Below are 12,817 nucleotides of genomic sequence, written 5' to 3'. Positions count from 1 at the left end.
GCACTGACACGTCAAGCGCGGTGCCCGATCCGTGACCGTACGCGAAAGAAGAGTCGTGGAAGCGTTACAGGTGCTGTACGGCCGGCACACAGAATTTGCACGACGGCGCGTGCTACCGCTTTGATGGCCGGTCCGTCTCCGGACGATTCCGGCACTGATCCCGGAACGGCGGCTTGCGCCGAGCCTGTAGCGTGGCCGACGGAGACCGTAACAACACCGCGCGCACCGCGGGCAGAAACGACGGCGAGGACTGATGGCACAGCAGCACGCTCAGGGCCCGTCCGACCCCGAGGCGGCTGGCGGCGGAATGTCGGACGCACCAGAGCTGTGGGGTAACGGCGGACTGGTCGGCGACGGCCGGTACCGGCTGACCCACAGACTGGGTCGGGGCGGTATGGCCGAGGTCTTCGCGGCCGAGGACGTACGGCTCGGGCGCACGGTCGCGGTCAAGCTGCTCCGCGCGGACCTGGCCGAGGACCCGACCTCCAAGGCCCGCTTCACGCGTGAGGCCCAGTCCGTGGCCGGGCTCAACCACCACGCGATCGTCGCCGTGTACGACTCCGGCGAGGACGCGGTGTCCACTGGCGGCTTCGCCGCGGGGGGCGGCATGTCGGTGCCGTACATCGTGATGGAGATCGTCGAGGGCCGCACGATCCGCGACCTCCTCCTGAACGCCGAGGCGCCCGGGCCCGAGCAGGCCCTGATCATCGTCTCCGGGGTCCTTGAGGCGCTCGCCTACTCGCACCAGCACGGCATCGTGCACCGCGACATCAAGCCCGCGAACGTGATCATCACGCACAACGGCGCCGTCAAGGTCATGGACTTCGGCATCGCGCGCGCCCTGCACGGGGCGTCCACGACGATGACGCAGACCGGCATGGTCATGGGCACGCCCCAGTACCTCTCGCCGGAGCAGGCGCTCGGCAAGGCCGTCGACCACCGCTCCGACCTGTACGCGACGGGCTGCCTCCTCTACGAACTCCTCGCGCTGCGGCCCCCGTTCACCGGTGAGACGCCTCTGTCGGTGGTCTACCAGCACGTCCAGGACATCCCGGTCCCGCCGTCCCACACCTCGAACGGCGTCTGCCCGCCGGAGCTCGACGGCCTCGTCATGCGCTCGCTGGCCAAGGACCCGGACGACCGTTTCCAGACGGCCGAGGAGATGCGCGGGCTCGTCCAGTACGGCCTGCAGATGCTCTACGACCAGGGCGGCCACACCGGCACCTGGAACACCGGCCCGGTGACCGTGGCCAACGGGCAGGGGACCCCGCCCGGGGGCTTCGCCGGCACGACCGTGATGCCCCAGGGCGACTCCTCCGGGACCACGCAGATCCCGCAGCCGATCCTGCCGGGCGGTTACGGCAACGGCGACGACGGCGGCTTCGAGGGGCACGGCAACCACGGCAGCGGCCGGGGCAAGCTGTGGATCCTGGCCGTCCTCGCGGTGATTGCCATCGCGGCGGGTGTGGCGCTGGCGATGAACAACACCGGTAACGGCACCGGCGGTTCGGGCACCAGCCAGTCGCCGACCACCTCGCAGTCCGCGACCGACGACACGGCCACCGAGTCGCCGAGCGACGACACGACCGCCTCGCCGTCCGACACGACCACGGACGACAGCGGCACGAGTTCCGGCTCCAACTACACGCCGACGCCCACGCCCTCGTACACCCCGACGGAGACGGCCACCGAGAAGCCTTCGAGCACCCCGTCCGCGACCGCTTCCGAGGAGCCGTCGGACACCCCGTCCGCGACGTCCTCGGCGGACCCGACGGACACGGGCGACCCTGGTACCGACGGCGGTACCGGCACCGTCGCCGGCACCCTGGGCGGCGGCTGACCGGGCCGGTCCCGCAGACGGATTCACGCGCGCGTGCGCCCCGTAATCAGGGGTCCACGCGCGCGTGCCGTTTTCGGTGCCCCCAGGGGGCTCACTCCGCGAAGGCCTCGCACACCGCGTCGTACTCCCGTGTCCACCACACGGCGAGCGCCGACGCCGCCGGGAACTGGGGGTCGGCGCGGGTGTCGCCGCGTTCGTAGTGCCAGCGCAGCATCCAGAAGTCGTTGAGCCGCTCCCACCACACCCGGTGCACGGCGGCGGCGAGTTCGGAGGGCGTGGCACGCGCCGAACGCCGGTACGCGTGCGCGTACGCCCGCACCTTCGGCAGGTCGAGGGCCCCGTCGGGCCGTACGAAGAAGATCGCGGCGGCGCGTACGGCCTCCTCGGCGCGGGGCTGTACGCCGAGCCGGTCCCAGTCGACGATCGCGGCGGGGGCGTCGCCCTTGTAGAGCAGGTTGAACGGGTGGAAGTCGCCGTGCACCCACCCCACGGAAGCCCCGCGCGGCGGCCGTCGGTCCGCGTGCCGTTCCAGCAGCTCGCGCCGCTCCAGGAGCCGGTGCCTGGCCAGTTCGTCGAAGGCGTCGGCGGGCCGGTGCCGGCGGACCTGCCCGAGCAGGTCGTCGATGAGGGCGAAGGTGTCGGCGGGGTCGGCGCCCGGCGCGCACTCCTCCCGCCGCCCCGGCATCACCCGCTCCAGACTCGCGTGGACGACGCCCAGCAGCGCCCCCAGCCGCCCGCACTGGACGGTGGTCAACTGGCCGCCGTGGCGGTGCCGGCCGTCGATCCAGGGGTGCAGGGCGTAGGCGTGGCCGCCCACGACGGCGACGGTACGGCCGTCGCGGTCCGGCAGCGGTGGGGCCACCGGGACGCCGAGGTCGGCCAGGCGCCGGGTCGCCGCGTGCTGGCGGGCGATGGCCGCCGGGTCCGCGGTCTCGGGGTCGAAGTGGTGCTTGAGGAAGTAGCGGCCGCGGGTGGTGCGGAGCCGGTAGCCGCGGTTCAGCAGCCCCTGGTCGACGGGTTCGCAGGTGACGGCGGACCCGGCGGAGTACTGGCGGAGGAGGGCGCCCAGAGGGGGCGCGTGGGGCACGAGGGGTGGTACACGGAAGCGCGGCACGCGGCCGATGCTAGGGCACGAGAGGGGCCCTTGAGCTGCGGTTTGTCACAGAAAGTCACCGGTCGGTCGTCGATGGTCGCTTTCGGTCACAGGGTGTGCCCGAAGCGCCTTTCCAGGCCGCCGTCCGTCGAGTGCACGGTGCTCAACCGCGGCTCGATGCGCAGATAGACCGGCTCGTACGGCTCGCCGTTCACCGTGCCCGGCGCGGGGCCGAAACGTTCGACCTGGTCGGCCGTCGGCTCGTGGCTCTCGCACGCCCCGACGACCTGCACGGACCACAGGCCCTCGCCCGGCCCGGCCGAGCCCAGGTTGTCGGCGCCGTACGCGACGACGCTGCCCACGCACGCGTGGTGGTAGCCGCAGCTCCGGGGCATGCGCAGCAGCAGCCGGCCGTCCTGGACGATGTGGGTGGCGAACGCCAGGAACGGCAGCGCCCGCCGGGTGGTGGCCACCCGGCCGTGATCGGTGCGGGCGAGCAGGGCGACGGCGAGTTGGGCGTCCGTGGGCATGTCACCACTGTCGGCCCGACCGCGTGCCCGGAGGAGGGGTCTTTGGTCCCTAATGCCGCTGCTGCTCGACCTGTCTCCGCGCTACGTACGCCGCCGCCTGCGAGCGCCGCTCCATACCGAGTTTGGAAAGCAGACTCGACACGTAGTTCTTGATGGTCTTCTCGGCGAGGTGCAGCCGCTCGCCGATCGCCCTGTTGGTGAGCCCCTCCCCGATCAGGTCGAGGATCCTGCGCTCCTGCTCGGTGAGCCGGTCGAACTTGTCGTCCTGCTGGGCGCCGCCGTTGCGCAGCCGCTCCAGGACCCGGGCGGTCGCCACCGGGTCGAGCAGCGACTTGCCGGCCGCGACGTCCCGTACGGCACTCAGCAGTTCGTTGCCCCGGATGGCCTTCAGGACGTAACCGGAAGCGCCCGCCATGATCGCGTCGAAGAGGGCCTCGTCGTCCGCGAAGGAGGTCAGCATCAGGCAGTTGACCGTGTCGTCCCGGGAGCGGATCTCGCGGCACACCTCGACGCCGCTGCCGTCCGGGAGCCGTACGTCCAGGATCGCGACATCGGGCTGCACGGCCGGGATCCGCACCAGCGCGTCGGCCGCCGTACCGGCCTCGCCGACCACCTCGATGTCGTCCTCGACCGAGAGCATCTCGTGGACACCCCGGCGGACCACTTCATGGTCGTCGAGGAGAAATACGCTGATTTTTCCGTCTCCGGGCACGCGGTAAGTCTCACATACGGGCTCTTCCCGTGCCCGAGGTGAGCGGGATAACGTGCCGTTGTTCCGGCCCCCTGCAAGGCTGTGACCAGGACTTGTTCCCGACTTTCGCGATTTACTTGGAAATCCAAGCAAAATCGCAGGTCAGGAGGGGTTTCACAGAATTGTGGAGCACTGGGTAACGTGCCTTTTGCAGGGCGCTCGCCGGGGCACCTGTCACGCCTGCTCCCGACGAACCGCACCCACCCTGTGCGTCCGTGGGGCGCAGGTGAGCCGCACTGGCACCCGGCGAACCCGGGGAGCCGGACCGACGGAGGAGCACACGTTGACCGTGGAGAGCACTGCCACGCGCAAGCCGCGACGCAGCGCCGGAAGCAAGGCCAAGGGCGCCGACCCGGACCTCGTCCAGCTGCTGACGCCCGAGGGCAAGCGAGTCAAGAACAGCAAGACCGCCCCGTACGACAAGTACGTCGCCGGCATCACCCCCGATGAGCTCCGCGGCCTGTACCGCGACATGGTGCTCACCCGCCGCTTCGACGCCGAGGCCACCGCCCTGCAGCGCCAGGGCGAGCTGGGCCTGTGGGCGTCGCTGCTCGGCCAGGAGGCCGCCCAGATCGGCTCCGGGCGGGCCACCCGCGAGGACGACTACGTCTTCCCGACCTACCGCGAGCACGGCGTCGCCTGGTGCCGCGGCGTCGACCCGACCAACCTGCTCGGCATGTTCCGCGGCGTCAACCACGGCGGCTGGGACCCCAACACCAACAACTTCCACCTGTACACGATCGTCATCGGCTCGCAGACCCTGCACGCCACCGGCTACGCGATGGGCGTGACCATGGACGGCGCCGACAGCGCCGTCATCGCGTACTTCGGGGACGGCGCCTCCAGCCAGGGCGACGTCGCCGAATCGTTCACCTTCTCGGCGGTGTACAACGCCCCGGTCGTGTTCTTCTGCCAGAACAACCAGTGGGCCATCTCCGAGCCCACCGAGAAGCAGACCCGCGTCCCGCTCTACCAGCGCGCACAGGGCTACGGCTTCCCGGGCGTCCGCGTCGACGGCAACGACGTCCTGGCCTGCCTCGCGGTCACCAAGTGGGCGCTGGAGCGGGCCCGCAACGGCGAGGGCCCGACGCTGGTCGAGGCGTACACGTACCGCATGGGCGCGCACACCACCTCCGACGACCCGACCAAGTACCGGGCCGACGAGGAGCGCGAGTCCTGGGAGGCGAAGGACCCGATCCTGCGGCTGCGCCGGTACCTTGCGGCCTCAAACCACGCGGACGAGGGATTTTTCGCGGAACTGGAGACGGAGAGCGAAGCGTTGGGCAGGCGAGTGCGCGAAGCGGTCCGTGCCATGCCGGACCCGGACCGGTTCGCCATCTTCGAGCACGTGTACGCGGACGGGCACGCGCTCGTCGACGAGGAGAGGGCCCAGTTCGCCGCCTACCAGGCGTCGTTCGCGGATGAAGAGGGGGGTAAGTGACATGGCGGCACAGACTGCGACTCAGACCACGACGTTCAGGAACCTGCCGTTGGCCAAGGCGATCAACGAATCGCTGCGCGCCGCCCTGGAGTCCGACCCCAAGGTCCTCATCATGGGCGAGGACGTCGGCAAGCTCGGCGGCGTCTTCCGCGTCACGGACGGCCTCCAGAAGGACTTCGGCGAACGCAGGGTGGTAGACACCCCGCTCGCGGAGTCGGGAATCGTCGGCACAGCCATCGGCCTCGCCCTCCGCGGCTACCGCCCGGTCGTGGAGATCCAGTTCGACGGCTTCGTCTTCCCGGCCTACGACCAGATCGTCACCCAGCTCGCCAAGATGCACGCCCGCTCCCTGGGCAAGGTGAAGATGCCGGTCGTCGTACGCATCCCCTACGGCGGCGGCATCGGCGCGGTGGAACACCACTCGGAGTCCCCGGAAGCCCTGTTCGCGCACGTCCCGGGCCTGAAGATCGTCAGCCCCTCGAACTCGTCGGACGCCTACTGGATGATGCAGCAGGCCATCCAGAGCGACGACCCGGTGATCTTCTTCGAGCCCAAGCGCCGCTACTGGGACAAGGGCGACGTCAACACGGAGGCCATCCCCGGCCCCCTCCACAAGGCCCGCGTGGTCCGCGAGGGCACGGACCTCACCCTCGCCGCCTACGGCCCGATGGTGAAGCTCTGCCAGGAGGTCGCCGACGCGGCGGCCGAGGAGGGCAGGTCCCTGGAGATCCTGGACCTGCGCTCGGTGTCCCCGCTGGACTTCGACGCGATCCAGACCTCGGTCGAGAAGACCCGCCGCCTGGTCGTGGTCCACGAGGCCCCGGTGTTCTTCGGCTCCGGCGGCGAGATCGCGGCCCGCATCACGGAGCGCTGCTTCTACCACCTGGAGGCCCCGGTGTTGCGGGTGGGCGGCTATCACGCCCCGTACCCGCCGGCCCGCCTGGAGGAGGAGTACCTGCCGAGCCTGGACCGGGTGCTCGATGCCGTCGACCGTGCTCTGGCGTACTGAGGAGAGGGGTCGTGACGACGATGACTGAAGCTGAAGCGTCCGTACGCGAGTTCAAGATGCCGGACGTGGGCGAGGGCCTCACCGAGGCCGAGATCCTCAAGTGGTACGTCCAGCCCGGCGACACCGTCACCGACGGCCAGGTCGTCTGCGAGGTGGAGACGGCGAAGGCGGCGGTGGAACTCCCCATCCCGTACGACGGCGTGGTCCGCGAACTCCGCTTCCCCGAGGGGACGACGGTGGACGTGGGCACGTCCATCATCGCGGTGGATGTGGCGGGAGGCGCGCCCACTGAGGCTCCGGTGCCTGAAGAGATTCCGGCTGAGGAGACGAAGCCGCCGGCCCGCACACCGGTGCTGGTGGGCTATGGCGTCGCCACGTCCTCCACGAAGCGCCGCCCGCGCAAGGGTGCGGAGATCCCGGCGCAGGAGGTGGTGTCGGCGGTGGCGGCCGTACAGGCGGAGCTGAACGGCCACGCGGCCGGGCCAGTTGTGGAATCCCGCCCGTTGGCCAAGCCGCCGGTGCGCAAGCTGGCGAAGGATCTGGGCGTCGACCTGGCGACGGTGACCCCGTCGGGCCCGGACGGCGTCATCACGCGCGAGGACGTGCACGCGGCGGTGGCCCCGGCGCAGGCCCCGGCACCGGTGCGGGCCCCCGAGCCGGTCGCGCCTTCTTCCGTGCCTTCGGCGCCTTCCTTGCCTTCCGCGACGTACGACACGACCAGGGAGACCCGTATCCCGGTCAAGGGTGTCCGCAAGGCGACGGCGGCGGCGATGGTCGGCTCGGCGTTCACGGCACCGCATGTCACGGAGTTCGTGACGGTGGACGTGACGCGGACGATGAAACTGGTCGAGGAGTTGAAGCAGGACAAGGAGATGCAGGGCCTACGGGTCAACCCGTTGCTCCTGATCGCCAAGGCCCTGCTGGTGGCCATCAAGCGCAACCCGGACATCAACGCGTCCTGGGACGAGGCCGCCCAGGAGATCGTCCTCAAGCACTACGTCAACCTCGGCATCGCGGCGGCGACTCCGCGTGGCCTGCTCGTGCCGAACATCAAGGACGCCCACGCGAAGACGCTGCCGCAACTGGCACAGTCGCTGGGCGAGTTGGTGTCGACGGCGAGGGACGGCAAGACCTCCCCGACGGCGATGCAGGGCGGCACGGTGACCATCACCAACGTCGGCGTCTTCGGCGTCGACACCGGCACACCGATCCTCAACCCCGGCGAGTCCGCGATCCTCGCGATCGGCTCGATCAAACTCCAGCCGTGGGTCCACAAGGGCAAGGTGAAGCCGCGCCAGGTGACGACGCTGGCCCTGTCCTTCGATCACCGGTTGGTGGACGGGGAGTTGGGGTCGAAGGTGCTGGCGGATGTGGCGGCGGTTCTGGAGCAGCCGAAGCGGTTGATCACCTGGGGGTGACGTCCGCCCATTCGGTAGCGTTGGACGTCTGGAGGGGACGGTCGCAACTTGGATTTGCGACCGCCCCCTCCGCTGTTCCGGAGTGTTCGGGCCGGTCTCAGGACCGGTTGAGCACGTACACCGGCGCCCCATCCTCCGCCCCGCCGCGCGAGCGGATGCAGGCGTGCTGGCGCAGCAGGCGGAGACACTCATTGACGCGGCGTACGGTCAGCCCCGTACGCGACGCGATCGATTCGAGCGGCTCACGCAGTTCCCCTTCATTGACCAGCACCGGTGCGATCACCACGGCCACCGTCCACACGTCCTCCGTCACGGACAGCCGTTGCCGCCAGTCGGCCAGCACGGACTCCGTCGTTGGCTGAAGGGCGGGGGCGCCGACGGCCGCAGGACGGTCGAGAGCGAGCACATCGAGCCGGTCCGCGATGCGTCCCATGGCCTGGGCGATGGCTTCCTGCGCGGTGAGTGTCGCACGCTGTGCGGCAAGCATCTCCCTTTGCAGCGTGAGCGATTCGCGCTGTGCGGCCGCAAGCTCCCCGTCCACCTGAAGGTTGTGTGCCTCCAGCCGGACGATGGCCTCGGCGACCTGCTCTGGCATCGCGTACGCGATGGGGGCTCCGGGGTCGGCGGGCTGAACCTCGGCTTCTTCGAGGGTGTAGGAGCCTTCGCGCTGGATGGTCTCGATCACTTCGACGGCCCACTGCTTGAAGGGCGCGGCGGAGGACTTGGTGCAGGCGTTGACGAGGAAGAGCAGCCCCTGAAGATTGATGAGATTCATGTCTCGGCGCCACTCCCGACCTGCGGGAACGCTGAGACCGTAACCATTCGTTACGGTCTCAAGAGTTTCTCGGGACCCCTCGGGAACATGGTCGGCGAGAGCCTTCCTGGCATTGGAGTGTCCCAACTCCTTGCAGACATCCACAGCCGGGAACCAGTGCGTCCCGTCCGGCATGGTCAGCCTTCGGACGCGGGCCCCGGTAGCCGCGTAGACGAAGTCGTTGACGTCGATCGCCTCGTGCTGTTCGGCGGAATCGGGTCGTTTGCTGGGTTCGTTCACGTGAACCACCTCCGCCGGGGAACGTAGGGCGGAGGCGAATGAATATGCCAGCTGATACAAGGATGTTCATGATTGCGGGGGAAGATCACCCGAATCCACTGCACGGGACCGCCGAAGCGTGTAAGGCGTCAACTCATCGGCCCGCTGGGTCACTTCGCGGCGTCACCGGACGGGGGCCCGTAGTCGGCGCGGGGCGCGGTCAGCCGGTCGGCGAGCAGTGCGAGCCAGCCGCTCGGTGAGTACGACGTCGGTGGGTCGACCTCCATGCCCAACTCGGCGACTGCGAGGGCGTAGTCGGACTCGTCGAGCTCCAGGGCGAGCAGTTCGTGCAACTCGCCGGTGAGGCGGGCGACGAGTTGTGGGTCGGCCGAGGTCCGGTAGTCGTCGATCGCCGCGTCGTGGTCGTCGAACTCGTCCGGCATGTCCTGGGAGAACCAGCCGCCGAGGAACTGACCGAGTTCGGGGAAGCGGGCGTGCCATTCCCAGTGGGTGGCGGGGGTGGCCGGGGGTGGGACTTCGCCCTCCTCGACGCTGTGTTTGATGTGGTCGGCGAGGCAGTACAGCCATTGCTGGATCTCGGCCTCGGGTAGCCCCACGTCCGGGATGGCGTAGAACTCGCCGAGGCGCAGGCGGAGTCGGCCGGGAGGGTTGTCGGCGTACTCGCGGAGTTGGCGTTCGGCTACGGCGAGGGCCCAGGGGCGGGTGTGCCAGGTGTGGCGCAGGTAGGCGACCAGCGCCTCGCTCGGCTTGTCCGGGGTGTCGTCGGCCGGCTGACCGGCGTAGGCGCGGATCACCTGGTCCAACTCGCCGTAGCAGCGGTCGTGTTCGAGGGGGCTCAAGGGCACGGGATCAGCCTCTACGGGTCGTCGTCACAGGTACATCGGAAACGTGGCGTGGACTGCGAACCCGTGCGGCCGGGACGCGTCCCGCTTCAGGATCACTCGGGCCGCGCGTACGTCGACGGGTTCGCGTCCGGCCAGCATCATCGCCTGGAGCAGTACCCGGCCGACCGGTTCGGGGCGGGAGGGCCAGGACGCCTCGATGGTCAGGCGGGGGCGGGTGGACTGGGCGAGCCATCGGTGGATGACCTGCTCGTTGGCGGTGACGACCTGTTGGGTGGCCCACTGGGCGGTTTCGCGGTCGGGGTAGGTGGCGACGCGGGTCGGATGCGCGGTCATGAATGCTCTCGCTGCATGTGTTCGTTGATGGTGTCGATGACTTCCTGAAGACGGCTGTGGGTGGCCCAGGAAAGTCGCTTTTTCAGGGCATCCGGACCTGGGAAAAGGACGAGAGCGCGCTGTGCCTCCGTGGTGTAGGAAGCAGCACGTTCATGGCAGTAGGGGTGTTCGCTCGCCACGACGGAGCGCACCACATCTGTGAATTCTTGGTCCCCCTCATCCATGAGGATTGCATCGAGTCCGAACAGGTGAGGAAACGTCTGCAAAAATTCCCAGCTCCCCATCGGGAGTTCCCAATACTCCGGTACTCCTTGCCGTTCGAGTGTTCGAGTTATTTCGGCCAGTGTGCGCAAGTAGTCTGCCGGATTCATACCGTCGCAAGCCTGCTTGATCTTCTCCAGGAAATTTGACGGGAGAGATTCGAGGTCAGGGTTTCTTTCAAGATGGTCGGCGACAGTATCCAGGATGCCAGTGGCGGTGTACACGGAACAGTTCCAGCGCGCGATCCAATCTCCGCTGACTGTTCGGATGTACCGTCGGATCTCATCGTCCAGCGATAGTTTCCCTTGGGACCCTTGTGCTGCGATGGCGATGTCCAGGAGGCGTAGTGCAGGGCCGTCCGAGAGCAGCGAGGGCGGGAGAGGTGAGGGCACGCTGATCACCTGTCTTATGGCGCCTTGTGGGGCATGGCTGTGAGTACGATGAAGGGCGGTTCCAGGCCCACCTTGTAGATCAGACGGACCTGTACCCAGGTCATGTTCGCAGCTCTGGCCTGCATGCCGTCATTATCATAGTCGTCGCGCGAGATGCTGCGCCCGACGGACTGTCCAGGAAATTCTTTAAAGAGGGGAGGTTGAAGTTCCGAATTGTTCGGGTTGTAATTTGGATTGTTCCTGATCTTCCTCTTGACGCCCTCGATCCACTTGTCGATCCGGTCTGCGTTGTCGACGTTCTCGATTGTCGATGTCGTGAACTTCTGGGCGGAATTGAGATCCGGGAATGCTGATGCAGCTGGTGCGCTGCTCTGGTCTCGCAGTCGCATTCTCAACTGGTCGTCGGTGAGTCCGACGTGCTTGTCGATCACGTGACTGCCGTACAGACCTTCCTGGCTGGCCAGGTCCAGCGGAAAGAACATGTTGTCCGGATCTTGCCCCGGAACAGTGAAGCGGTGCTCTTTTTTGAACTCATTGAGTGAACGCGCACCGAACGCCTCGGCGCGCGCCTCTTCGGCGGCGTACGTGGGAACACTGCGCCTGGCCTCTTCCAGCGCGTCTTTGAGCTTGGTCAAGCCGTCTGCGTGACTGTGTATTCCGTGGTTGTAGGAGTCCACGGCATGATTGAGGCGTCCCGTGTCGATGTTGGATATGAACTCCGCGGCCAGCTCGGGGAGTTCACTGAGCTTCTCCAGGGCGTCCAGGATGCCCTTCACGGCGAAGGTTTTCGACGCGGCGTCCTTGTAGACGTCAGTGATCGTCGACCTGACCTTCGTCACTTCCGTGCTCACCGCGTCGCATGCCGTGGCGACGTCACGAGCGGTGTCCTGCAGCACGTCGAGTGCGGGCTGTTGACGGTCGTCGTGTTTCCACTTGTAGCCGTGTCGCTCTTGTCCCCACGCCGTCGTCCCCCAGATCGCCGAACAGAACTGCTTCATCGCGCTCTGCCACTCGTCGTTCCCCGGCGCAGGATTGGTGATGTAGCCGATGGCGTCGTCGAAGCCGTCCGCGGACTTCCTGGCATCCGTGCCCGCCTGCCGCCAGGCCAGCGCGATCTTGGGAAGGCTGACGTCGTCGCCGCCCGGCGTGATGTCCGCGACCTTCCCGTGCCGCAGGGCGTGCTTGAGGACGGGGCGGATCACCTGGTCGCCGACCCAGCTCAGCGCGCCGGAGACCTCGTCGATGATCGCGTTGCCCCAGCCGTCCTCGGCGGAGGCGTTGCCCCAGGCGAGTTCGGCGACCGGGCCGCCCGCGCCGGCTTTCTTGAGCACAGCCGGTGGGCTCTTCTTCACCACCGCCGGGGTCAGGATGTTGGTGGCGTGTTCCGCCTCCGCGTAGTTGTTGGCGGTCACCGTCAGGCCGACGGCCGCACCGCCGACGCCCTCAGTGGCCCGGTCCCAGACGTCGAGGAAGAGACCGGCGACTTCCGCGTACGCCTTGGCGAAGGCCTCCGGCCCCGAGCCGCATCCCACCGCGTGTTCGTATCCGTCGAGCGTGTCGACGAGGCTCTTGGCCCGGTCGGCGAAGTCGTACTGGGCGTTGCGCAGCATGAAGGACGCGTAGTACACGTGCGGCGGCTGGATGTCGAAACCGGTGACCACGCTGCTGCCCGGCGCGGCGGGCTTCATCGCGGCCAGTTCGTCGGAGCGTTGCTGCCGTGCCGAGACCGTGTCCTGCTGGGAGAGGTCCTTGCCCTGCGGGTCCTGGAGCGAACCGGGAGAAGGCGCAGGGGTCGCGCCGCCCGAGCCGGACGACGGGGCCGGCAGTGAGCCGCTGCCCGTAGTGGCCGG

Annotated in this window: 12 protein-coding genes; 4 read left to right on the top strand and 8 right to left on the bottom strand. The window is 68.4% G+C overall.

What is annotated here, in order from left to right:
• The first annotated feature begins 307 nt into the window (after positions 1-307).
• Positions 308-1,840 carry a protein kinase gene (locus AB0I69_RS07580; RefSeq protein WP_363095027.1) on the top strand — a complete coding sequence of 511 codons (1,533 nt, stop codon included), beginning with the start codon at positions 308-310 and terminating at the stop codon, positions 1,838-1,840.
• A gap of 91 nt (positions 1,841-1,931) precedes the next feature.
• On the opposite strand, the gene AB0I69_RS07575 is transcribed toward AB0I69_RS07580, so the two are convergent.
• The 3 genes from AB0I69_RS07575 to AB0I69_RS07565 all read right to left on the bottom strand — a co-directional run bounded on the left by AB0I69_RS07575 (position 1,932) and on the right by AB0I69_RS07565 (position 4,175).
• A complete protein-coding gene (locus AB0I69_RS07575; protein ID WP_363095026.1) occupies positions 1,932-2,927 on the bottom strand; it encodes a phosphotransferase in 996 nt (331 codons plus the stop codon).
• A 113-nt stretch (positions 2,928-3,040) separates the two neighbouring features.
• Entirely contained in the window at positions 3,041-3,463 is a 423-nt protein-coding gene (locus AB0I69_RS07570; protein WP_363094636.1) for a pyridoxamine 5'-phosphate oxidase family protein, read from the bottom strand.
• 49 nt (positions 3,464-3,512) lie between these two features.
• Positions 3,513-4,175 carry a response regulator transcription factor gene (locus AB0I69_RS07565; protein WP_363094635.1) on the bottom strand — a complete coding sequence of 221 codons (663 nt, stop codon included), beginning with the start codon at positions 4,173-4,175 and terminating at the stop codon, positions 3,513-3,515.
• Between the two features lie 322 nt (positions 4,176-4,497).
• Here AB0I69_RS07565 and pdhA point away from each other — a divergent pair, with 322 nt between their 5' ends.
• Genes pdhA through AB0I69_RS07550 form a run of 3 tightly spaced genes read left to right on the top strand, consistent with a single transcriptional unit; the run spans position 4,498 to position 8,082 of the window.
• On the top strand, positions 4,498-5,655 hold the full coding sequence (gene pdhA, locus AB0I69_RS07560) for a pyruvate dehydrogenase (acetyl-transferring) E1 component subunit alpha (protein WP_363094634.1): 1,158 nt from the start codon (positions 4,498-4,500) through the stop codon (positions 5,653-5,655).
• Between the two features lies 1 nt (position 5,656).
• Entirely contained in the window at positions 5,657-6,664 is a 1,008-nt protein-coding gene (locus tag AB0I69_RS07555) for an alpha-ketoacid dehydrogenase subunit beta (RefSeq protein WP_363094633.1), read from the top strand.
• Between the two features lie 11 nt (positions 6,665-6,675).
• A complete protein-coding gene (locus AB0I69_RS07550) occupies positions 6,676-8,082 on the top strand; it encodes a dihydrolipoamide acetyltransferase family protein (protein WP_363094632.1) in 1,407 nt (468 codons plus the stop codon).
• Between the two features lie 97 nt (positions 8,083-8,179).
• Here AB0I69_RS07550 and AB0I69_RS07545 read toward each other — a convergent pair whose 3' ends face one another.
• The 5 genes from AB0I69_RS07545 to AB0I69_RS07525 form a co-directional block, all read right to left on the bottom strand.
• On the bottom strand, positions 8,180-9,136 hold the full coding sequence (locus tag AB0I69_RS07545; protein WP_363094631.1) for a Bro-N domain-containing protein: 957 nt from the start codon (positions 9,134-9,136) through the stop codon (positions 8,180-8,182).
• A gap of 149 nt (positions 9,137-9,285) precedes the next feature.
• Positions 9,286-9,981, bottom strand: coding sequence for a contact-dependent growth inhibition system immunity protein (locus AB0I69_RS07540; protein ID WP_363094630.1), 696 nt, complete (start codon positions 9,979-9,981; stop codon positions 9,286-9,288).
• Between the two features lie 24 nt (positions 9,982-10,005).
• Positions 10,006-10,314 (bottom strand): RNase A-like domain-containing protein, encoded by a 309-nt coding sequence (locus tag AB0I69_RS07535; RefSeq protein ID WP_363094629.1) that lies wholly within the window; start codon positions 10,312-10,314, stop codon positions 10,006-10,008.
• A complete protein-coding gene (locus tag AB0I69_RS07530; protein WP_363094628.1) occupies positions 10,311-10,799 on the bottom strand; it encodes a hypothetical protein in 489 nt (162 codons plus the stop codon). Before AB0I69_RS07530 ends, AB0I69_RS07535 begins: the two co-directional genes overlap by 4 nt.
• A gap of 182 nt (positions 10,800-10,981) precedes the next feature.
• Positions 10,982-12,655 carry an RNase A-like domain-containing protein gene (locus AB0I69_RS07525; protein WP_363094627.1) on the bottom strand — a complete coding sequence of 558 codons (1,674 nt, stop codon included), beginning with the start codon at positions 12,653-12,655 and terminating at the stop codon, positions 10,982-10,984.
• Between the last annotated feature and the right edge of the window lie 162 nt (positions 12,656-12,817).

This window comes from Streptomyces sp. NPDC050508 (assembly GCF_040655155.1).
Lineage (GTDB): Bacteria > Actinomycetota > Actinomycetes > Streptomycetales > Streptomycetaceae > Streptomyces.
Note: the sequence above shows the minus strand (reverse complement) of the source record. Positions and strands in the feature narration are given on the sequence as shown.